We start from the raw sequence: 20,839 nt of genomic DNA, 5'->3' as shown, positions 1-20,839 counted from the left end.
GCGAGTCATGATTGAAGAGATTAACAACATCGGGAAAAGCATCCATCACGATCTGGTAACGGCGGCGCATTACATTCATGCCAATCCGGAGCTGGGTCTGGAAGAGAAAAAGGCTCAGGCGACGTTGGTGGAGCTGCTGCGCCGCTATGGTTTTGAGGTGGAAACCGGGCTCGCCGGATTGGAAACCTCCTTTGTCGCCCAGTTCAGCACCGGGCCGGGGCCGGTCATCGCCTATCTGTGCGAATATGATGCGCTGCCGGGCATCGGTCACGCCTGCGGCCACAATATCATCGGCACATCCGGGGTCGGCGCCGGCATTATCACCAAGCAGATGATGACCAAACTGGGGCTTTCCGGCACGGTGAAGGTTTTCGGCACGCCGGCGGAAGAGATCGGCATCGGTAAAATCAAGATGATCGAAGCCGGGGTATTCGCCGGCGTCGATGCGGCGATGCTGATGCACCCGTCCGATATCGCCATGTCCGATGATATCTCCTTCGCCAACTATAGCTTTGAATATCACTTTACCGGCAGTCCGGCGCATGCGGCCGCCTATCCCTGGGAAGGCCGCAACGCGCTGAGCGGGGTCATCGAGATGTTCAATGCGGTCAACGCCATGCGTTTGCATATCCGCGATTATGGCCGCATCAACGGCATCATCACGGAAGGCGGGGTGGCTTCCAACATTATTCCCGCCAGCGCCAAAGCGGTGTTTAACCTGCGCGCGCTGGAAAGCGAGACGCTGAAAACCATTATTGAGAAGGTGCATAACTGCGCCAAAGGCGCGGCGCTGGCGACCGGCACCGAGGTCGCCATTACTCAGGTGGGGCTTGGCAATAAAGAGATCCGCAATAACAAGACCATCGTCTCGCTGGTCGGGAAATATTTCGATACCTTCGGCGTAGAGCATATTCCACGTGACCTGACTCAAGGCATTGGTTCTACCGACATGGCGAACGTGACGCATGAAATTCCGGCGGTGCAATCCTATATCGGCATCGGCAAAGAGGCGGGGGCGACGCACACCCTGTCGTTTGCCAAGGCGGCCGGTTCTGAAACCGGCGATCGGGCGATTCTCGACGCGGCGCGGGTGATGGCGGCATCCGGTCTGGAAATGATGCAGGATGCCGAATTGCTGGCCCAGGTGAAGGCTGAATTCGAACGGCGACGGAAGTAATCCTATGCCGCTATTGGAGATCCGTAATCTGACGGTGAATTTTGAGACCGGTAAAGGCCAAGCCCGGGTGATCGACGGGCTGAATTTGACGGTGGAGCAGGGGGAAATTCTGGCGGTGGTCGGCGAATCGGGCTCCGGCAAAAGCGTCACCGCGATGAGCGTCATGGGGCTGTTGCCTGCGCAGGCGCATGTCGGCGCGGGCAGCCAGATCCTGTTTGACGGCGTGGATCTGCTGACGTTAACGCCCGCGATGATGCGGCAGCGGCGCGGCAAGGATATCGCCATGATTTTCCAGGATCCCATGTCGTCGTTGGATCCCTGTTACACCATCGGCGATCAGCTGACGGAAACGATCCTGGCGCATAAAAAGATCCCCAAAGCCGAGGCCTTTCAGCAGGCGCTGGCGCTATTGCGGCAGGTTAAGATGACCGAACCGGAACGGCGTATGAAGCAGTATCCCCATGAGCTGAGCGGCGGTATGTGTCAGCGGGTGATGATTGCGATGGCGTTAAGCACTCATCCGCGTTTGTTGATTGCCGATGAGCCGACCACGGCGGTGGATGTAACGATCCAGGCCCAGATCCTGGCGCTGCTGCGCGAGCTGAATGAGCGGTTGGGGATCACCATTATCATGATCACCCACGATCTGGGCGTGGTGGCGGAGCTGTGCCAACAGGTTCTGGTGATGTATGCCGGGGGCTGCGTCGAGTATACCCGCGTGGAGTCGCTGTTTACCCAACCTCGTCATCCTTACACCCTGGGGCTGATGAATTCCCGGCCCACGCTGGAGCGGGTCGGGCGGATGTTAACCCCCATCGAAGGAAATCCGCCGGATCTGACCCGCCGCTCGGGCGGATGCCAGTTCTCCGCCCGTTGCAATCAGGCCATGCCTCGCTGTCGCGAGAGTATGCCGAGGCTGACTCCGTTGGCGCGCGGCCGTGAGTGGCCCGAGGATGGGATGGCGCGGTTTTCCCTAAGTCCACGCATCAGCGAACGGTATAACGATCACCTGGTAGCCTGTTTCCTGGTTGGAACGGAGGAGCAATGAGCGCTGAGAAAATCCTTGAAGTAGAAGGTTTAAAGAAGGTTTTTCGTTCCCGCAATACGCCGTTGTTCGGTAAAGGCGGGCACGAAGTCAGGGCGGTCGACAATGTCTCCTTCACTCTTTACCGGGGCGAAACGCTGGGGATAGTCGGGGAGTCGGGTTGCGGCAAATCCACCACCGCCCGCATGATTATCGGGCTGTTGCAGCCCAGCGGCGGGCATGTCCGGTTTCACGGACGGGATATTCAGCAGGCGGACAAACAGGAACGCAAGCGGCTGACGCGCAATCTGCAAATGGTGTTTCAGGATCCCTTTTCATCGCTGAACCCGCGGCATAATGTGAAAACCATTTTGTCCGAACCTTTCATCATCCATAACCAGAAACTGTCGGTTCGGGAAGTGCATCAGGCGGTAGTGGAGCTGCTGGCATTGATTGGTCTGGATGAGAGCGCGATGAAAAAATATCCGCATGAATTCAGCGGCGGTCAGCGTCAGCGCTTGAACATCGCGAGGGCGATTGCGCTGCGGCCGGAGATTATCATCTGCGATGAGTCGGTATCCGCCCTGGATGTGTCCATTCAGGCCCAGATCCTGAATCTGCTAAAAAGGTTACAGGCCGAGCTGGAGCTGACCTATCTGTTTGTATCGCATGATTTGAGCGTGGTGCGTTACATTAGCGACCGCATCGCCGTGATGTATCTGGGAAGGATCGTGGAGATGGGCGATTGCGACGCCATTTACCGGGAGCCGAAGCATCCCTATACCCGGCTGCTGTTTTCGGCGATACCGGCGGCGACGCCCTTTGAGAAAAAAACGCTACGGGTGAGTCAGGTCGGTGAAGCCGCGGCCTTGCCGTCAGGCAGCGCCGGATGCGCATTCTATTCCCGCTGCGATCGGGCCTCGCCGCGCTGCCATCAACCCGTACCGGATATCGTGTTCGACGACGGACGGCAGGTCGCCTGTCACCTTTACGGCGCGTAGCCATGCGCCCGGTATCGGGCGCCCGCAATGATACGCCTGGTTTTTCCTAGCGTTCTTCCACCGGGAAAGGCGGCAGTTGGCGAAAGGTATTCAGCAGCCCTTCCGACCACGCCCTGCGGATTTTGATGAAGTAGTCGTCATGCTCGGTGATGCGCTGCTGCTCGCTGGCGTCAAAGCTGTCCGCGCGGTAAATCATCACGTCCAGCGGCAAGCCCACCGACAGGTTGCTGCGCAGGGTGGAATCAATGGAGATCAGCGCGCAGCACATGGCCTGTTCGAGCGGCGTGTCCATGCTTAGCACCCGATCGATAATTGGTTTGCCGTACTTGCTTTCGCCGATTTGGAAATAGGGCGTGTCGCTGGTGGCTTCGATGAAGTTGCCTTCAGGGTAAACATGGAACAGCCTGGGGGCTTCTCCGCTGATCTGGCCGCCAAGGATCAGGTTGCAGCCGAAATTGGTGTTGCTGCCGCTCTGCTGCGACTGGCTGTCGCGGTAGATGACTTCGCGTATCGTTTCTCCCACCAGCATGGCGGCGTCGTACATTGAGCTCGTTTGCAACAGGTTCGGCGTTTCCTGCGCCTCAATGCGGGCGCTGAGCAGGCTGATGATACTTTGCGTTGTAGCCAGATTGCCGGCGGACTGGATCACTAGAACATGTTGATCATCATGAAAAACATGAAGTTTTTTAAAAGTCGATATATGATCGACGCCAGCATTGGTGCGGGAATCCGAAGCAAACACTAAACCGTCAGACAGACGCATGGCCACACAGTACGTCATAAGTACCTTCTTGTTAAAAATTTACTGTTGCTGCTGTACCTGTTGCTGTCGTTCAAACAGGCGTACTTCAGCCTCCGAAAACATCTCTTCACATCCGCCGCCGAGGCGCGTGCCGCGTACCGGGCAGGCATCAAGATAATCCATACCGACCGCCAACAGCAAATGCTGATTGAGCTGACAAGTATCATTCGTAATATCAAAACCTTGCCAGCGATTATCCAGCCACGCCTCGGCCCAGGCGTGCATAGCCACGTGCTGCGTATCCTCGCTGTATACATAGCCGCTGACATAGCGGGCGGGAATATTCAGGCTGCGGCAGCAGGCCAGAAAAACGTGAGTATGGTCCTGACAAACCCCTTTTTGCATGGCGAACGCTTCCGCGGCGGTGTCCTGCACCTGCGTGGCGCCGGGAGTATACGGCATTTTCAACCGCAATTCCGTCATCAGCGCCTTCAGGCTTTCTTCGGGAGCCTGCGGCCGGTAATAACGCTTTGCAAATTCGCGGATATTGCCATCGGCTTCCGTCAGCGGCGTGGTGCGCAGGAATACCAGCGGCGACAGCGCGTTCGTTTCGCCGCCTTGGTAAAGTTCATCGGCGTTATCGGCGATTTCCACTACGCCTTGAGCGTGAATGGTAATGTCATGATGCGGCGCATCAAGGGTCAACACATGCAAAATGTTGCCGTAGGCATCGGTTGTGGCCACCGCTGAGGCCGGCAGCGTTAGTTTCCATTCGTGAATCTGTTGACGGGCTGAACTTTGCGGCGTCAGGCGCAGATACTGGGTGCTGAATTTCACTTCCTCATCATAGCGATAATGCGTCAGGTGATTAATGGTAAGTTTCATAGCGCCTCCAGATAGGTGTGACGGATACTGTCAGCCAGTTCATTGATTTTACTTAGGAAATGATTCAGATAGGTATCAAGCCCTTCTTCCATGATGTCGTCAAGTGTGCTGAAGCGCAGCTCCACGTGCAGCAGATGGGCAAGACGGTGGGGAACCTTGGCCCGCTGGCTGCCAATCGCTTCCAGCTGTTGTACCAGATCGTCCAGACAGGCGTGCAGCGAACGGGGAACGTCCGCGCGCAATACCAGCAGTTCGGTGACGGTTTCGCGGCTGATCGGCTGACGATAGATGGAGTGATAGGCTTCCCGCGCGCTGACTGCCCGCAGCAGCGTATCCAGACGATAATATTCGCGTACCGGATCCGAATCGCTATTCAACTGCTGAGTTTTCAGATTAAGCAACTGCGCGGTGGCGTCGGCGCGTTCGATCAGCGTGCCGAGGCGAATAAAACTCTGCGCATCGCCGCGCAGCAGAGTGCCGAACATCGCGCCCCGGAACAGGTGGGCGCGTTCCTTGACCCAGTCAAAAAAGGCGTCGATGCCGATTTTATCCACGCCCTGACCGCGCAGGTTACGGATATCAATCCGGGTGGCGTTGATGCATTCCCAGACTTCGGAAGAGAGGCTGCCGCGCACCGCGTGGGCATTGTTCCAGGCCATTTCGATGCAACTATAGATACTGCTGGGGTTCTGGCTGTCCAGCGCAAAGAAATTCAGCAGGTTGTTCATGGAGAAGCGGGCGTAACGTTCCTGGAACAACTCATGCGTATAGGTTAGGTTCAGCGGCAGCGCCAAATCGCGCAACTGCTGGCTGTGACGCGGCATCATGGATAGCTTGTATGTCACATCCAGAACGCGCGCGAGGCTTTCCGCCCGTTCCAGGTAACGGGCCATCCAATAGAGTTCGCTGGCTGTGCGGCTTAACATTGTTCATCCTCCTCCATGACCCAGGTATCTTTGGTGCCACCGCCTTGCGATGAGTTGACCACCAGTGAACCTTCCGTTAATGCGACGCGGGTTAGACCGCCGGGTATCAGGCGGATCTCTTCTCCCGACAGCGCGAACGGGCGTAAATCGATATGGCGGGGAGCCAGTCCGTCCTCCACAAAGGTCGGGCAGGTGGACAACGCCAGCGTTTCCTGGGCGATGTAATTGTGCGGATTGGCCAACAGGCGCTGGCGGAAATCGTCGATCTCCTGGCGGCTCGCCCGCGGGCCGACCAGCATGCCGTATCCGCCAGCGCCGTGAACTTCTTTCACCACCATGCTGTCCAGGCGGCCGAGCACGTAGCTGAGCGCCTTCGGATCGCGGCACTGCCAGGTCGGAATATTGCCCAGAATGGGTTCTTCGGAGAGATAGAAGCGGATCATCTCCGGTACGTAAGGGTAGATGGACTTATCATCCGCAACGCCGGTGCCGATGGCATTGGCCAGCACCACGCCGCCGGCGCGGTATACCGACAACAGCCCCGGAACGCCCAGCATGGAATCGGCGCGGAATGCCAGCGGATCGAGGAAGGCGTCGTCCACCCGGCGATAGATCACGTCCACCTGACACGGGCCTTCGGTGGTGCGCATATAGACCGCGCCTTCTTTAACGAACAGATCGGCGCTTTCCACCAGCTCGACGCCCATCTGTTGAGCCAGAAAACTGTGCTCGAAATAGGCGCTGTTGAATCGTCCCGGCGTCATCACCACTACGGTCGGGTCATCAACCAGCGTGCTTTCTCGCAGGGTTTGCAGCAGATAGCTGGGATAGCGTTCAACGGGGGCGATGTGCTGGCTGGCGAAAAGATCCGGATAGAGCCGCATCATCATTTTGCGGTTTTCCAGCATATAGGAAACCCCGGAAGGCGTGCGCAGGTTATCTTCCAGGACGTAATAGTTGCCGTCTTTGTTGCGCACCATATCGATACCGGTGATATGGGCGTAAATATCGTTGTGTAAATTCACTCCCTGCATGCAGGGCTGATATTGCTCGTTCGCCAGCACCTGCTCGCTGGGAATAATGCCGGCTTTAAGAATATGTTGTTGATGGTAGATGTCGTACAGAAAGGCATTCAACGCCTGAACGCGCTGGCGGATACCGCGATCGAGCTGGCGCCATTCATGGGCGGGAATAATGCGCGGCACGCTGTCGAAGGGAATTAAACGTTCGGTGCCGCCTTCTTCGCCATAGACGTTGAAGGTGATCCCTACGCGGTGAAACAGCAGTTCGGCCTGTTCCTTTTTCTGTCTGATAGCCTGTTGATCGGTCTGTTGCAGCCATTGCCAATAGGAGTTGTAGTGTTTGCGTTGTTCGCCTTCTGCGGAAAGCATCTCGTCATAGTAAGACGGCGTTGGAAGCGTCATTTTTATCATTGTCATCCTCTGGCATCACGCTGAAAAGTGATAATGGGATGATGCATAAAATGCGCCATATTAAAAAAAACCGAAAATGTTATGGTTTTGCGCATTCTTTTGCACTTTCATGGTGCGTAGTTTTATGTGGATGCACAATATTGGGGGATGGCGGGGAAAGCGCAGGGAGCGGTCGGAGGGGGAAACGCTGAGAATGGTTCTCAAAAAGGCTGCGCGACGGTCTGCGGCGTGGCGGGCAAAAAATGACCCGCCATCAACAAGACGCCACTAAATGGTGCGTCTTTTGACATTACGCCCAATAATGGGGCTTAGCGGCGTACCGCAATCGCTTCAATTTCGATTTTTACATCTTTAGGCAGGCGGGCGACTTCGACGCAGGAACGAGCCGGGAACGGCGCTTTATGTTCGGTAAAGAAGGCTTCATAGGCGGCGTTAACGGTGGTGAAATCGTTCAGGTCTTTAACGAAAACCGTCGTTTTTACGATATCGGAAACTTTCAGGCCGGCGGCTTCCACAATGGCCTTGACGTTATCCAGAGACTGGCGCGCCTGTGCCGTAATGTCGTCCTCAACCAGACCGGTTTTCGGGTTTACCGGAATCTGACCGGAAGTGATGATCATGCTGCCAAGATCGACACCCTGTACGTAAGGGCCGATGGCTGCCGGAGCGTGTTCGGTGCTAATGGTGCGTGACATAGAATCTCCTCGTATACCCTTCATCTTTCAAGTTGCAGGCGTGTTGGCTGATCTCTCTTGCCCCAGTCACTTACTGGTGTAAGCTCCTGGGACTCGTTCGATTGCCGCCTTCCTGCACCTTGAAATCTATTGGATATAGGTATTGTTTATCAAAAACGCGAATGTGCCATTATTCAAAAAAGCGCCGGATGAGGCAATGGCCGTGAGCGGGACAAACCGCAGAAAAACGCCGGTTCATCCCGTAACCTGCGAGGTTTAACGATCCTGCAATACCGCCTGACGCTCAAATTCTTTTTCGCAGTATTTGCACTTCAACTGTACTTCTCCTTCACGCAGCTTGACGCTGAATGATGATGATACCGGCTCTTTGCGGCTGATGCAGTTGCTGTTCGGGCAGGCTAATACATCGTCGATATGATCGGGCAGCGTCGGCACCAGCTTACGCACGACATTGTAGTCGTCGATCTGATTCACCGTGGCCTGCGGCGCATAAATTGCCAGTTGGTTCGCCTGCTGCTCGGTCAGAAACACATTTTCAATCTTGATCAGATCCTTGCGGCCAAGCTGGTTGGAGGGCAGATTCAGGCCGATGGTGATGCGCTGGTCTGTTGCGGTCAGCTTGAATAACGTCAGCAGCTTAAAGCCCACCTGTGCGGGAATGTGGTCGATAACCGTGCCACGCTTGATGGCTTCCACCTGTAATTTATTATCGTGAGTCATGACTATTCCTCTTTCTCTCACAGAACCAGTTCGCGATTCAGTACCATCGCCAGCAGCGCCTGACGGGCGTAAATACCATTTCCCGCCTGTTGGAAGTAGTAAGCGTATGGCGTTTTATCTACATCAATGGTGATTTCATCAATGCGCGGCAGCGGATGCAGCACCTTCAAATTAGCGCGTGCGCTGTGCAAATCGGCGGCGCGCAGAATGAACTGAGACTTAATGTTGATATATTCGGACGGATCCAGACGCTCTTTCTGCACCCGCGTCATGTACAGGATATCCAGATCGGAAACCACTTCTTCAATGCTGCTGTGCAGGCTGTAGGGAATATTTTTTTCTTCCAGCATTTTCAGAATGTAATCGGGCATCGCCAGCGCATCCGGGGCGATATAGTAGAAACGGTTGCCCTCGAATTTCGCCAGCGCCTGGGTGAGCGAGTGCACGGTGCGTCCGTATTTCAGGTCGCCGACCATGGCGATATTGATATTGCTCAGGCGGCCCTGCGTTTCCTGAATGGTAAACAGATCGAGCAGCGTTTGCGTCGGATGCTGATTGGCGCCGTCGCCGGCGTTGAGCACCGGAATGCCGCCGGAAAATTCGGTGGCGAGACGGGATGCCCCCTCCTGCGGATGACGCATAACGATCGCATCCACATACTGGCTGATGACCGAGATGGTATCGGCCAGCGTTTCGCCTTTTTTGCCCAGCGAGGTATTGCTGCTGTCGGCGAAGCCAACGACGGAGGCGCCCAGGCGATGCATCGCCGTTTCAAAAGACAGGCGCGTGCGCGTTGAGGCTTCGAAGAAACAGCTGGCGATGACTTTGTGTTTCAACAACTCGGGTTGGGGATTCGCTTTCAGACTGGCGGCAACCTGCAATGCCAGTTCCAGATCCTCTCGGCTGAGGTCGTTAATTGAAATGACATGTTTTTGATAAAGCGGATTGACCATTTTTATATTTTCTCCCAACGGTTAGACGCCAGATATACAGATATTCGCAACAAATGACAGGCAAAAAACTTCCAGGAGAAGTTTTTGACGCCGCATAGCGACGGCCTGAAGGGGGGCCGCCAGGGATGGCTGGCCACAAAAAAAAGCCCCTCAACGAGGGGCTTTTTTATCAACGATAGAACAAGCAACGGAAAGGAAAACGCCTGCCGGCTGCCGGACGGCAGTTGTGGTTGGTAACCATAAACAGCGGATTTTTTTATGCAGCAGCGCATGACTCCTCCCGGCAAATTGTCGGAAATTATACGCGCCGATGACGCTAATTCAAGCGGAAAACTTGGTTTTTTACGCATGGCAATCGATTGCGGGATGAATATCACTTGCGGCAGGAGAGGCTAGCGATTGATTGCAAAATATAAGGGACGACGTAAGTCATCTTTTCAGAATAACAGGCTGGCGAGCCTGCGGATTGAAGCGTATAAAGTCAGTTAAAACAGCATTTCATTTTAATCAGGGGTAATCATGATCACTGGCAATATCCATCATCTTGAGCTGGTTCCTTATCTGCCCGCGAAACTGCGTGAAGCGATTGAATACGTTAAGCAGAACATAACGGCGGATACGCCGCTGGGTAAGTATGATATTGATGGCAATAACGCGTTCGTACTGATTTCCAACGATAGCACCGAAGCGCTGGAAAAGCGCCGCGCCGAGTATCACGCAAAATACCTGGATATTCAGATTGTGCTGTCGGGCGTGGAAGGGATGACGTTCAGCAATCTTCCGGCGGGCGCCCCCGACGTTGACTGGCTGGCGGATAAAGATATCGCCTTTTTACCTTCAGGCGAGCAGGAAAAGCAGCTGGTAATGCAGGAAGGCGATTTTGTGGTCTTTTTCCCCGGAGATGTTCACAAGCCGCTGTGCGCGGTCGGCGAACCGGCCCACGTGCGCAAAGCCGTGGTGAAGATTGACGCGGCATTGGTGCGGTAATCCGTTTTCATCTCCGCCGACTCCGTTCGTCATTCCCGCCGGCGCGGGAATGACTGGAAGATGGCATCAACGGCCTGATTAATCCTGACTTAGCGTCGCCACCATCACCGCTTTGATGGTGTGCATCCGGTTTTCCGCCTGATCGAACACGATGCTGTGCGCGGATTCAAACACTTCATCCGTGACTTCCATTCCGCCATGCAGCCCATACTGTTCCGCCATCTGTTTGCCGAGCGTGGTTTGGTCATCATGAAACGCCGGCAGGCAATGCAGGAATTTCACCTGAGGATTACCGGTAGCGGCGATCATCGCCATGTTCACCTGATAAGGTTTCAGCAGGGCGATACGTTCCTGCCAGGCCTCTTTGGGTTCGCCCATGGAGACCCATACGTCGGTATAGATGTAGTCGACGCCGGCTACGCCTTCAGCAATATCTTCCGTCAGGGTGATGCCGCCGCCCGTTTGTTTGGCTGCGGCCTGGCATTCCGCCACCAGTCCTGCTTCCGGCCAGCAGGCTTTGGGCGCGACCAGACGTAAATCCAGACCGGTCAAGGCGGCAGCTTCCAGCATGGTGTTGCCCATATTGTTACGCGCGTCGCCCACGTAGGCCATCTTTATGTCTGACAGCGGCTTAGCCGGTGAATGCTCCTGCATCGTCAGCAAATCCGCCAGCAGCTGCGTCGGATGAAACTCATCCGTCAGGCCGTTCCAGACCGGGACGCCGGAATACTGCGCCAGCGTTTCAACAATCTGCTGACCGTAGCCGCGGTACTGAATGCCGTCGTACATTCTTCCCAAAACGCGCGCCGTATCCTTGATGGATTCTTTGTGGCCGATTTGGCTTCCGCTCGGCGCCAGGTAGGTCACCTGCGCCCCTTGGTCGTATGCAGCAACTTCGAAAGAGCAGCGAGTCCGGGTCGAATCTTTTTCGAAGATGAGTGCGATGTTCTTACCTTGCAGATGGCGGATCTCTTTTCCGCTTTTTTTATCGGCTTTCAGTTTCGCTGATAGGGCCAAAAGATTGGCGATTTCTACCGGCGTAAAATCCATTAATCTTAAAAAATGGCGCTTATAAAATGATTTCATAACGCATATCTCCACGCTGCTCATCCTCGATGTTTGAATTAAAATTCACTTTATATGTGTAATTATTCAATTTCAAGTGCCGGAGGCAAACTTTATGGTGGAGACGGTCGCAGGGCTGTGGGAGAATGATGAAATATTACGTCGGTTAATGAGGAATGAGGCATGGCAAACCGCGAATTGCTGGAAGAACAACGTGAAGAGACACGGCTGATCATCGAAGAATTGCTGGATGATGGCAGCGATCCGGATGCGCTCTATACCATTGAGCACCATTTCTCGGCCGAGAAGTTTGAGGTGCTGGAAAAAGTTGCGGTAGAGGCATTCAAACTGGGCTATGAAGTGACGGATGCGGAAGAGCTTGAGGTGGAAGACGGCATTTTACTGATGTGCTGCGACGCCATCAGCGAGGTGGCGCTGAACGCCGAATTGATCGACGCCCAGGTCGAACAGATGGTGACGCTGGCTGAACGCTATGGCGTGAATTACGACGGTTGGGGCACCTACTTTGAAGATCCCGATGGCGAAGCGGACGAAGAAGGAAGCGACGAAGACTTTTATGACGAAGATGACGACGGAAAACGTCATTAATTATTAAGTTCCCGCCTCCTTGGCCGTGACGGCGATAACCTCACGGCCTGCTTCGCCGCCTGCCTTTTACTCCGCTTTTTAGTGAAAAGGGATGCGGGCTACAACATTTTCAGCATGGTCACTTCACAATCGGTGTGACGGGTATTGCCCATGGCGTAGGGGATGTGTTCAAACCCTAATGACTGGTACAAACGGATGGCGCTGGTTAAATGACTGGTGGTTTCCAGATAGCAACGGCGAAAGCCGCGCTGGCGGGCAAAGTCCAGCGCCTGTAAGGCTAGCTGTCTGGCTAAGCCTTTGCCGCGCAGCACGGGTAAAAAATACATTTTTTGTAGTTCACACACATCTTCATCGCCGCCCACCAGCGGCGCGATGCCGCCGCCGCCTACGACTTCCCCCTGATATTCAAGTACCCAATAGGCGCTATCCGGCTGATTGTACAGCTCAAACAGACTGTCCAGATTGGGATCGGATACGGTGTAGCCTTTATCCGCCGTTAAATTGAACTCTGCGGAAACGCGGCGGATAACGCCGGCAATAGCGGCATTGTCTGGTGCCGTAATAGGACGAATAAAATAGTTGGCGGGAATGGCGGTTTTCATGGTCTTCGCTCTTGTTTTACGGTATTGAGAATCGAATCGCTATTGGCGGATTGTAATACCATTTAATCCCAAATTGATGCAATGGCCGATTACTGTTGTTGGGGGCAGGTTAACCATCGCGGATATTGGCGATGCGCTGGTAAACTGACGCGGGACGATTGTGAGCCGGCTGCGCGGCGTTGCATAAAATGGGGCGTTATATGTCAGGCTGTCGGCGCGGATGTTCGGACAAAAGAACGAGGTATGAATGTCAGAGATCTCATGCTATTACAAACTGGCTGTATAAAATTTTGTCATAAATAAAAATACCGGATAATAATAGTTTTTTCATTATTAGCGTGCTTACGTTATTGGGATTTTTCCTAAAAAACATTAACATCAGTGTTCTCATATTCCATGATTGCCAAAGAGTTGTTTTTATGGATAACCGTATAGTATCAGGGCTGATGGGTGTATTTCTGTTAATGGTATCACTCTTAACGCACGCAGAGGCTAATTTCCCGTCTCCCCAGGAGGCCGACTGGATTGTTCCCGAGTTCACGTTCAATAATGGAGAGAAACTTAAGAATCTCCGCATTCACTATTACACCATCGGCGATCGCAACAAACCCGCCGTTTTATTACTGCATGGAACCAATCAACCGATTAAAGCGTTATTAGCGAACGGTTTCGGCGGAGAGTTATTTGGTCCCGGCCAGGCGCTGGATAGCAGTAAATACTTTATTATTATGCCCGAAAGTATTGGGTCTGGAAAATCATCCAAACCATCCGATGGATTACGAATGAAATTCCCTCAATATGATTATAACGATATGGTGGAAGCGCAATATCGTTTGTTAAAAGAGGGAATGGGCATTAAACATTTGCGTCTGGTAATGGGTTATTCCATGGGCGGTATGCAAACGTGGATATGGGGTGAAAAACATCCAGATATGATGGATGCGCTGGTGCCGATGGCATCATTACCGAATGAATTATCCGGTCGTAACTGGATGATGCGGCGTATATTAATTGAATCCATCAAAAACGATCCGGCGTGGAATAATGGTAATTACACGCAGCAACCGCCGGCGCTGAAGACGGCCGGCATTATGTTCAGCATCGCCACCACCGGCGGGACGCTGGCATATCAGAATAAAGCGCCGACCCGGGCTCAAGCCGATAAGCTGGTGGCAGAACGCCTGGCCGCTCCGCTAACCAGCGATGCGAATGACTTTATTTATATTTGGGGTTCGTCCGCTAATTATAATGCGGAGCCGGCATTAGGAAAAATTAAAGCCCCAGTTTTGGTTATTAATTCTGAAGATGATGAACGTAATCCTGTTGAAACAGGAATACTGGATAATGAGCTGAAAAAAATAAAACGGGCTGAGGTAATTCTGATTCCTGCCAGTAAAGAAACCAGCGGACATGGTACGATGATGTCAGCAAAGTTTTATAAAGATAAGCTGAAAGATTTTTTAGAAAATAATCCGCCTCAGAAATAACAATAAATAATTATTATTGACCGGTATGGAAATTTTTCTACCGGTCATTATTCTTTTGAATCTCCCCCTTTATTTTTATTGCGGTTATGTGTGTGAATAACTAAATGGCTCCGCCGAGGGGCAATGTTCATCCTCTTTCTTTTATCAGGCAATAGGGATAATTTATGTTTCGTAAGATAAAGATCCGTACCGCACTTAGTATTATGGTTTTTTCATTAGCCGCATTATTGCTTTTTGTCGGTGTCTTAGGATTAGTTGCTCTTCAGTCGGGAAATAAATCATTTGGTCAGGTCGATAAAGAAGTTCTGCCTGGGCTGGTCGCACTGAACGAAAGTTCTGAGTTGTTGCTGCGCGCCCGGCTGGATTTACGTCTGTATGAATCGCTGATGGGAAGCGGTAACACCGATGCGGCCAAGGTAGCGTTGGGGCGGGCTAAAGACAAAATTAACGGCGCCAATGGAAAATGGCAGCAATACCTGACGTATCCGCAATCCGAGCAGGAAAAAGTCATTTCTTCAGAGATGGCCACGAATCGCGATACCTTGATGAAAGACTTTATCGAGCCCGGCGTCGCCGCGCTTGAGGCTGGAAACCTGGATGAGTATCGCCAACGCGCGGGCAAGTCCACGGTGCTTTACGCCGCATTCGATAAATCGTCCAAAGCGCTGGTGAGCTACAAACTGCAGAGCATTGATACCGCCTACGATGACTCTAACGATCGCGTTAAAAGCATGACGGTCATTTTGTATGGCGCTATTGCCTGCGCCGTGCTGCTGGCGGCGCTGGCCTGGTCCATTATGACTAACCTGGTGGTGAAGCCGCTGAATCAGGCGATTGCGGTTTTTGACCGTATTGCCGAAGGCGATCTGCGGGCCAAAATCGATATCCACGGGAAAAATGAAATCGCCCAGCTGTTTTCGGCGGTTCAGCGCATGCGCGATGGGCTGGAAAATATGGTGCTGGTGGTGCGCAATGGGACGGACGCGATCGGCATCGGGGTGGAAGAGATCGCATCGGGAAATATCGATCTCTCCAGCCGTACGGAGCAACAGGCCGCTTCATTGGATGAAACCGCATCGAGCATGGAACAGATCATGGCGACGGTGAAAAACAACGAGGACAACACCCGCAAAGCCAATGACCTGGCGCAAAAAGCCTCTGATTCCGCGTCCCGCGGCGGTAATGTCGTGTCGGAAGTGGTTGATACCATGCGCTCGATCAAACAGAGCTCCGCCAAGATTTCCGACATTGTCGGCGTGATTGACGGCATTGCTTTCCAGACTAACCTGCTGGCGCTGAATGCGGCGGTGGAGTCCGCCCGGGCCGGCCAGTACGGTAAAGGGTTCGCCGTGGTGGCGTCCGAAGTGAGAACGCTGGCCCAACGCAGCGCGACGGCGGCGAAAGAGATCGGCACGATGATTGATGCTTCTCTCAGCCGGATTGAGAAAGGCGCCGGGTTGGTTGAGGTGGCCGGTAATACCATGGATGAAGTCCTGACCGACGTGAAAAAAGTGGTGGATATCATGGATGAGATCATGCTGGCTTCCGGTGAGCAAAGCCGGGGCATTTCGCAGATTAATATCGCCATCAATCAAATGGATACGGCGACCCAGCAGAATGCGACGCTGGTATCGGAAGTCGCGACATCCGCCAGTTCTCTGCAAGAACAGGTCGTCAACTTGCAACAGTCCGTGACCCGTTTCCAGATTGAGAGAGAAAAGATGGAAGCTCCGGTATCGGAGTTGCGTCACAATCTCGCGTTGGTTGATGCCCGCTAAGTCTTAACATCGCCCCATCGCCTGTTTTCGATAAGGTCATCCCGATAGCGAAAACAGGCGCTATCCCCTCATCCTTCACGTTGTGGGCGCGTTGGCCTTCCTCATTACTCGGCTCTTTCGGAGCCTCGCCGCGCATCCTCTTTGCCAGCAGGTCAATGTGCTCTTGGTTATTTACTAGAATGTTGAAAAGATTATTAAGAAGAGAACGTTAATTATCTTGATATATCGACATAGGCTTAAGATGTAATAATGCATGTATAAAACTGCCTTTTATTCGTTAACCGAATGACCAACAGTACGCCGCGCGCAAACTGCTGACGGAAACGATGCCGGAGGGACAGAGAAAATCAATGAAAACGTTTTTGAAGGTTTTTACTAATGATTAACAGGATACGGTTATTACAAGGTGATATCACAAAGATACCCGTGGAGGCGATTGTCAATGCGGCTAATTCATCTTTGCTTGGCGGCGGCGGGGTGGACGGTGCGATACATCGTGCCGGCGGGCCTGCGATTTTGGATGCGTGTCGAGAAATAAAAAATCGGCAAGGCGGTTGTAAAGTTGGTGATGCGGTAATAACAACCGCCGGCAATTTACCTGCTGATTATGTAATACATACGGTCGGGCCTCACTGGAGCGATGGCAATCATCAGGAAGCTGAATTGCTAAGGAAGGCGTATATCAGCTGTTTCAAATTGATTGATGAATATCATATTAAAACCGTCTCTTTCCCCAATATCAGCACCGGGATTTATCGATTCCCCAAAGCGTCGGCTGCCAAGATCGTACTAACGGTGATTACTGACTGTTTACATAAAAACAATGATATAGAAATGGTTAATTTAGTGTGTTTTGAACAGGATAACTACGATATCTATTTTAATCTGCTGAAAATGAATGAGTATTAAGAAAGGCAATCGTGCTCTTTACTGGCGGGCAAGGTGATGCCCGCCATTGCATGTGGTTAGAACCACTGGCCGAAGCGGCGGATATAGGCGCGCTTCACCAGCTGCGCGACGGTGCAGTAGCCAATCAGCGTCGCCGCCAGCCAGGGGAAATATTCCCACGGCAGTGGCTGTAGCCCGACCAGCGTACCCAGCGGCGAGAAGGGGATATAAATTCCCAACGCCATCACCAGGCCGGTCATCAGCATTACCGGAAGCGCCGCCGTGCTCTGGATAAAGGGAATTTTCTGGGTGCGCAGCATGTGCACCACCAGCGTTTGCGACAGCAACCCTTCAATAAACCAGCCGGACTGGAACAGCGCCTGATGCTCCACGCTATTGGCGGCGAACACGAACCACATCAGCGCATAGGTGGTGATGTCGAAAATAGACGAGGTCGGTCCAATCCATAACATGAAGCGGCCGATGTTTTTGGCGTCCCACTTGCGCGGTTTACGCAAAAACTCTTTGTCCATTTTGTCCCACGGCAGCGACAGCTGGGAGATATCGTACATCAGGTTTTGAATCAGCAGATGAATCGCCAGCATCGGCAGGAACGGGATAAACGCGCTGGCGACCAACACCGAGAACACGTTGCCGAAATTAGAGCTGGCGGTCATGTTCAGATATTTGATGATATTGCCGAAGGTTTCGCGCCCTTTGATAACGCCTTCCTCCAGCACCATCAGGTTCTTCTCCAACAGGATGATGTCGGCCGATTCTTTGGCGATATCGGTGCCGGTATCCACAGAAATACCGATATCGGCATCGCGCAGCGCCGGCGCATCGTTGATGCCGTCGCCGAGAAAACCCACGGTGTGATCGTTGCCCTGCAAGGCTTTCAGCACGCGGGATTTTTGCAGCGGCGTCAGCCGGGAAAACACCGTGCGTTGTTCCACCAATATGGATAACTGTTGGTCGCTCAGCGTTTCGATCTCCGCCCCTGTTAGCGGTTCGCCCGGTTCCAAGCCGACGTCACGGCAGATTTTACTGGTGATAATCGGGTTATCTCCGGTCAGCACCTTAACGGCTACGCCGTTTTCATGCAGCGCGCGGATCGCGGAAGCGGCGCTTTCCTTCGGCGGATCGAGGAAGGTCAGCAGACCGTGGATCACCAGGTCGCGCTCATCGTCGGCGTTTAGCGGCAGCGTGCCGCCAACGACGCCGAACTCACGAACGCCGATCATCAGGACGCGGAAACCCTGCTGGTTGTAATTTTCCGCCAGCGCCAGCAAGGCCGCGCGGCGGGATTCATCCAGTTCAAACCGCTGCCCGTTTTCAGACACATGCGTGGCAATGGCCAGCATTTCTTCCACCGCGCCTTTACAGATCAGGCGCTGACGGTTGTTTTCATCCGCTACCACGATGGACAGGCGGCGGCGGATAAAATCAAACGGCAGTTCGTCGATTTTACGATAGCGCCCCAGTGCGGCGATCGCCGGTTTATCGCGCCCGAAATAGATAACCGCGTTATCCATCAGGTTTTTCATACCGCTTTGGTAGGCGCTGTTGAGCCAGGCGAGCTGCAACACCTCCTCGTCGTTGTGACCGTGGATGTTAAGGTGATGCTCAAGAATGATGCGATCCTGCGTTAAGGTGCCGGTTTTGTCAGTGCAGAGTACATCCATCGCGCCGAAGTTCTGGATGGCGTTCAGACGTTTGACCACCACCTTGCGCCGCGCCATGGCGATAGCGCCCTTTGCCAGATTGGATGAAACAATCATCGGCAGCATTTCCGGGGTTAATCCCACGGCGACGGCCAGCGCGAACAGGCCAGCCTCCATCCAGTCGCCTTTGGTAAAGCCGTTAATCAACAGCACCACCGGCACCATCACCACCATAAAGCGGATCAGCAGCCAGCTTACGCTGTTTACGCCACGGTCGAACGCCGTCTGGGAGCGGGTGCCGACAATGGATTTGGCCAACGAACCAAAATAGGTCTGGTTGCCGGTAGCGACTACCACGGCGGTCGCCGTACCGCTGGAGACGCTAGTGCCCATCAGACAAATGCTGGATAGCGACAGCAAGTCATGTTCGCCAACGCTTTCCGGTTGGCTGGATTTAGCGTGGATATTGCTAAAAACATCATATTTTTCAATCGGCAGCGATTCCCCGGTCAAAACCGCCTGACTAACGAACAGATCGCGCGATTCTATCAGGCGCACGTCGGCCGGGATCATATCGCCAGCGGAAAGAAACAGGATATCGCCCGGCACCAGCCGCTGGAGCGGGATTTCCTGGAGTACCGGCGAGGCGTTTTCCGTCGTCCGGCGCAGTACGGTCACGGTGGTTCGCACCATTGATTTCAGGGCTTCCGCCGCCTTGTTGGTGCGAAATTCCTGCCAGAAACGCAGCATACCGCTCAGGCTCACCATCACCAAAATGATGATGACGCCGGTCAGTTCCGTCTCCTCTCCCCGCTGCTTAGGCAGCCAGTAATCGGTAACAAAGCTGATGGCGGCCAGCGCCATCAGAACGTAAATGAACGGGTTATTGAAAGCGGATATCAACTGCACCAGCGCATGCGGCGCTTTTTCATGCGCCACCCGGTTTTCGCCGTAGGTTTGTTGGCGATCGGCGACATCGTCATTAGTCAGGCCATGAAGATTAGTGTTCATATTGGCCAGCGTTTGATCGAGGCTGTTTTGCGCTTCGCGGGCGATGGCGAATGCGGCCGCCGCTTTCGGTTGATGACGGCGGTTTGCCGTTTGATTGATCATTTCAGTCATTTGATCATCTCTGTCATGCTGATTTTTTGTCTGTCCGCCGCGCACGGGCGCGCATCCCTGGATAAAGGGACGTAAAGGCGGATTGAAAATGATGAGGCGTAGCGGACGGAAAAGAGGCGAACAGAAAAGGGCTTAGAAAAGACGGTGCCTGTTATTCCGACCGACGCGATTTATCGGATAATCTGGGGTGCTCGTCCATGTTGTCTCCTTATCACCGCCAGGGTGAGCGCGTGTTTATACCCTTCATCTTTCAAGTCGCAGGTGCGTTGGCTGCGTTTAATTACTCGGCCCATCCCTGGGCCTCACCCCTCCGGGGCCGCCGCAAGCGGCGTTCAAATCTGCTTCAGGCAGATTTGTCACCCGAATCACTGACTTGAGTAAGCTCATCGGGATTAATGAGAGACATCCTGTCTCTCACCGGAGGCCAGCCGTTGGCTGGTCAAATTCGTTCCCGACGAATTTGTCACGCTCTTGCCGCCTTCCTGCAACTCGAAAGCTATTGGGTATAGTGGATAGTGGCCGGCTCAGTGAGAGAGCCGGTATTTTTTTGCTGGAAAACACCGGGCGCAATATCAGCGACCGCTGTTGCGCCGCAATGGCGCCGCATTATTCAGGGGATGCAACAGCCCGAAAAAAGGAGTGATGCTGCCCGCCAGTTTTTGGCAAGCAACAAATCAGAAGAGATGTGTTAGCTTGCCCGTTATTTGGTTTGCAAATCCGATGGATTTTGCAAACGGCTTTGGGTTCGAAAACCTGGTATGTCCAAGAGGGTTCTCCGCTAAAAAACTGGCAGAACTATATCCATGTAAAATTATTTTGTAAACCCGGTTTTCTAAACCGACCCTCAACGTTTCGCAAAGGCTTGGCGACGGGATTTTCTCAGCGCTGCCTGGCCGTGAGCGCGGCAGGAGATAAGTCCGGTAGCGGGTGGGAGCTTAATCTGCGGCCGACGCGATTTCCGTACAAAATTTCTGCGCAAAATCATGGTTTTTAAAATGATAATAAGTATCATTTTCCACTGTCTGGATATGGACGGTTTTACATACATTGTTTCCGCGCTTCGGCGCTTATTTGGTAAATG

Annotated in this window: 19 protein-coding genes; 8 read left to right on the top strand and 11 right to left on the bottom strand. The window is 53.4% G+C overall.

The features are described 5' to 3' along the window. The first annotated feature begins 7 nt into the window (after window positions 1–7). From HC231_RS21330 to HC231_RS21320, 3 genes are read left to right on the top strand one after another with little or no spacing between them, the layout of a single operon-like run. Window positions 8–1,177 carry a M20 family metallopeptidase gene (locus HC231_RS21330; RefSeq protein WP_208228671.1) on the top strand — a complete coding sequence of 390 codons (1,170 nt, stop codon included), beginning with the start codon at window positions 8–10 and terminating at the stop codon, window positions 1,175–1,177. A 4-nt stretch (window positions 1,178–1,181) separates the two neighbouring features. After that, window positions 1,182–2,225, top strand: coding sequence for an ABC transporter ATP-binding protein (locus HC231_RS21325; RefSeq protein ID WP_208228670.1), 1,044 nt, complete (start codon window positions 1,182–1,184; stop codon window positions 2,223–2,225). Beyond that, window positions 2,222–3,202, top strand: a complete 981-nt coding sequence (locus HC231_RS21320) for an ABC transporter ATP-binding protein (protein WP_208228669.1) — start codon at window positions 2,222–2,224, stop codon at window positions 3,200–3,202. Before HC231_RS21325 ends, HC231_RS21320 begins: the two co-directional genes overlap by 4 nt. Window positions 3,203–3,248: 46 nt before the next feature. On the opposite strand, the gene HC231_RS21315 is transcribed toward HC231_RS21320, so the two are convergent. The 8 genes from HC231_RS21315 to HC231_RS21280 all read right to left on the bottom strand — a co-directional run bounded on the left by HC231_RS21315 (window position 3,249) and on the right by HC231_RS21280 (window position 9,906). Continuing rightward, the gene (locus HC231_RS21315) at window positions 3,249–3,983 is read right to left on the bottom strand and encodes a proteasome-type protease (RefSeq protein WP_208228668.1); all 735 of its coding nucleotides are present in this window, start codon (window positions 3,981–3,983) and stop codon (window positions 3,249–3,251) included. A gap of 21 nt (window positions 3,984–4,004) precedes the next feature. Further along, window positions 4,005–4,829 carry a transglutaminase family protein gene (locus HC231_RS21310; protein ID WP_208228667.1) on the bottom strand — a complete coding sequence of 275 codons (825 nt, stop codon included), beginning with the start codon at window positions 4,827–4,829 and terminating at the stop codon, window positions 4,005–4,007. Continuing rightward, window positions 4,826–5,755, bottom strand: a complete 930-nt coding sequence (locus tag HC231_RS21305; RefSeq protein WP_208228666.1) for an alpha-E domain-containing protein — start codon at window positions 5,753–5,755, stop codon at window positions 4,826–4,828. Before HC231_RS21305 ends, HC231_RS21310 begins: the two co-directional genes overlap by 4 nt. Continuing rightward, window positions 5,749–7,188 carry a circularly permuted type 2 ATP-grasp protein gene (locus HC231_RS21300; protein ID WP_208228665.1) on the bottom strand — a complete coding sequence of 480 codons (1,440 nt, stop codon included), beginning with the start codon at window positions 7,186–7,188 and terminating at the stop codon, window positions 5,749–5,751. Before HC231_RS21300 ends, HC231_RS21305 begins: the two co-directional genes overlap by 7 nt. 308 nt (window positions 7,189–7,496) lie before the next feature. Further along, window positions 7,497–7,883 (bottom strand): Rid family detoxifying hydrolase, encoded by a 387-nt coding sequence (ridA, locus tag HC231_RS21295; protein WP_208228664.1) that lies wholly within the window; start codon window positions 7,881–7,883, stop codon window positions 7,497–7,499. A 255-nt stretch (window positions 7,884–8,138) separates the two neighbouring features. Then, window positions 8,139–8,603 carry an aspartate carbamoyltransferase regulatory subunit gene (gene pyrI / locus HC231_RS21290; protein WP_208228663.1) on the bottom strand — a complete coding sequence of 155 codons (465 nt, stop codon included), beginning with the start codon at window positions 8,601–8,603 and terminating at the stop codon, window positions 8,139–8,141. A gap of 17 nt (window positions 8,604–8,620) precedes the next feature. Beyond that, a complete protein-coding gene (gene pyrB / locus HC231_RS21285) occupies window positions 8,621–9,556 on the bottom strand; it encodes an aspartate carbamoyltransferase (RefSeq protein ID WP_208228662.1) in 936 nt (311 codons plus the stop codon). 2 nt (window positions 9,557–9,558) lie between these two features. Then, a complete protein-coding gene (locus tag HC231_RS21280; protein ID WP_208228661.1) occupies window positions 9,559–9,906 on the bottom strand; it encodes a hypothetical protein in 348 nt (115 codons plus the stop codon). Between the two features lie 169 nt (window positions 9,907–10,075). On the opposite strand from HC231_RS21280, the gene HC231_RS21275 reads away from it, so the two are divergent. After that, on the top strand, window positions 10,076–10,543 hold the full coding sequence (locus tag HC231_RS21275; RefSeq protein WP_208228660.1) for a NanQ anomerase/TabA/YiaL family protein: 468 nt from the start codon (window positions 10,076–10,078) through the stop codon (window positions 10,541–10,543). A 78-nt stretch (window positions 10,544–10,621) separates the two neighbouring features. Here the strand turns inward: HC231_RS21275 and argF are convergent, their stop codons facing one another. Next, window positions 10,622–11,629, bottom strand: a complete 1,008-nt coding sequence (argF, locus tag HC231_RS21270; RefSeq protein WP_208228659.1) for an ornithine carbamoyltransferase — start codon at window positions 11,627–11,629, stop codon at window positions 10,622–10,624. Between the two features lie 162 nt (window positions 11,630–11,791). On the opposite strand from argF, the gene rraB reads away from it, so the two are divergent. Then, window positions 11,792–12,217: a ribonuclease E inhibitor RraB gene (gene rraB, locus HC231_RS21265; protein WP_208228658.1), complete on the top strand. Its 426-nt coding sequence runs from the start codon at window positions 11,792–11,794 to the stop codon at window positions 12,215–12,217. A 98-nt stretch (window positions 12,218–12,315) separates the two neighbouring features. On the opposite strand, the gene HC231_RS21260 is transcribed toward rraB, so the two are convergent. Continuing rightward, complete coding sequence (locus tag HC231_RS21260; protein WP_208228657.1) at window positions 12,316–12,819, bottom strand: GNAT family N-acetyltransferase; 504 nt, start codon at window positions 12,817–12,819, stop codon at window positions 12,316–12,318. Window positions 12,820–13,238: 419 nt separating this feature from the next. On the opposite strand from HC231_RS21260, the gene HC231_RS21255 reads away from it, so the two are divergent. From HC231_RS21255 to HC231_RS21245, 3 genes are all read left to right on the top strand, one after another. After that, window positions 13,239–14,306, top strand: a complete 1,068-nt coding sequence (locus HC231_RS21255; protein ID WP_208228656.1) for an alpha/beta fold hydrolase — start codon at window positions 13,239–13,241, stop codon at window positions 14,304–14,306. 164 nt (window positions 14,307–14,470) lie between these two features. Then, window positions 14,471–16,084, top strand: a complete 1,614-nt coding sequence (locus HC231_RS21250) for a methyl-accepting chemotaxis protein (RefSeq protein WP_208228655.1) — start codon at window positions 14,471–14,473, stop codon at window positions 16,082–16,084. A gap of 378 nt (window positions 16,085–16,462) precedes the next feature. Continuing rightward, window positions 16,463–16,993: an O-acetyl-ADP-ribose deacetylase gene (locus HC231_RS21245; RefSeq protein ID WP_246494603.1), complete on the top strand. Its 531-nt coding sequence runs from the start codon at window positions 16,463–16,465 to the stop codon at window positions 16,991–16,993. A gap of 56 nt (window positions 16,994–17,049) precedes the next feature. On the opposite strand, the gene mgtA is transcribed toward HC231_RS21245, so the two are convergent. Further along, a complete protein-coding gene (gene mgtA, locus HC231_RS21240) occupies window positions 17,050–19,758 on the bottom strand; it encodes a magnesium-translocating P-type ATPase (protein ID WP_208228654.1) in 2,709 nt (902 codons plus the stop codon). Between the last annotated feature and the right edge of the window lie 1,081 nt (window positions 19,759–20,839).

Origin of the sequence: Brenneria izadpanahii (genome assembly GCF_017569925.1) — a bacterium.
GTDB classification, from domain to species: Bacteria; Pseudomonadota; Gammaproteobacteria; order Enterobacterales; family Enterobacteriaceae; genus Brenneria; species Brenneria izadpanahii.
The sequence above is the reverse complement of the archived record's forward strand: the minus strand, read 5'-3'. Positions and strand labels throughout refer to the sequence as shown.

Coding starts and splice junctions, on each gene's coding strand:
- HC231_RS21330 (WP_208228671.1), top strand. CDS start 8: ATGATTGAAGAGATTAACAACATCGGGAAAAGCATCCATCACGATCTG.
- HC231_RS21325 (WP_208228670.1), top strand. CDS start 1,182: ATGCCGCTATTGGAGATCCGTAATCTGACGGTGAATTTTGAGACCGGT.
- HC231_RS21320 (WP_208228669.1), top strand. CDS start 2,222: ATGAGCGCTGAGAAAATCCTTGAAGTAGAAGGTTTAAAGAAGGTTTTT.
- HC231_RS21315 (WP_208228668.1), bottom strand. CDS start 3,983: ATGACGTACTGTGTGGCCATGCGTCTGTCTGACGGTTTAGTGTTTGCT.
- HC231_RS21310 (WP_208228667.1), bottom strand. CDS start 4,829: ATGAAACTTACCATTAATCACCTGACGCATTATCGCTATGATGAGGAA.
- HC231_RS21305 (WP_208228666.1), bottom strand. CDS start 5,755: ATGTTAAGCCGCACAGCCAGCGAACTCTATTGGATGGCCCGTTACCTG.
- HC231_RS21300 (WP_208228665.1), bottom strand. CDS start 7,188: ATGATAAAAATGACGCTTCCAACGCCGTCTTACTATGACGAGATGCTT.
- ridA (WP_208228664.1), bottom strand. CDS start 7,883: ATGTCACGCACCATTAGCACCGAACACGCTCCGGCAGCCATCGGCCCT.
- pyrI (WP_208228663.1), bottom strand. CDS start 8,603: ATGACTCACGATAATAAATTACAGGTGGAAGCCATCAAGCGTGGCACG.
- pyrB (WP_208228662.1), bottom strand. CDS start 9,556: ATGGTCAATCCGCTTTATCAAAAACATGTCATTTCAATTAACGACCTC.
- HC231_RS21280 (WP_208228661.1), bottom strand. CDS start 9,906: ATGCGTAAAAAACCAAGTTTTCCGCTTGAATTAGCGTCATCGGCGCGT.
- HC231_RS21275 (WP_208228660.1), top strand. CDS start 10,076: ATGATCACTGGCAATATCCATCATCTTGAGCTGGTTCCTTATCTGCCC.
- argF (WP_208228659.1), bottom strand. CDS start 11,629: ATGAAATCATTTTATAAGCGCCATTTTTTAAGATTAATGGATTTTACG.
- rraB (WP_208228658.1), top strand. CDS start 11,792: ATGGCAAACCGCGAATTGCTGGAAGAACAACGTGAAGAGACACGGCTG.
- HC231_RS21260 (WP_208228657.1), bottom strand. CDS start 12,819: ATGAAAACCGCCATTCCCGCCAACTATTTTATTCGTCCTATTACGGCA.
- HC231_RS21255 (WP_208228656.1), top strand. CDS start 13,239: ATGGATAACCGTATAGTATCAGGGCTGATGGGTGTATTTCTGTTAATG.
- HC231_RS21250 (WP_208228655.1), top strand. CDS start 14,471: ATGTTTCGTAAGATAAAGATCCGTACCGCACTTAGTATTATGGTTTTT.
- HC231_RS21245 (WP_246494603.1), top strand. CDS start 16,463: ATGATTAACAGGATACGGTTATTACAAGGTGATATCACAAAGATACCC.
- mgtA (WP_208228654.1), bottom strand. CDS start 19,758: ATGACTGAAATGATCAATCAAACGGCAAACCGCCGTCATCAACCGAAA.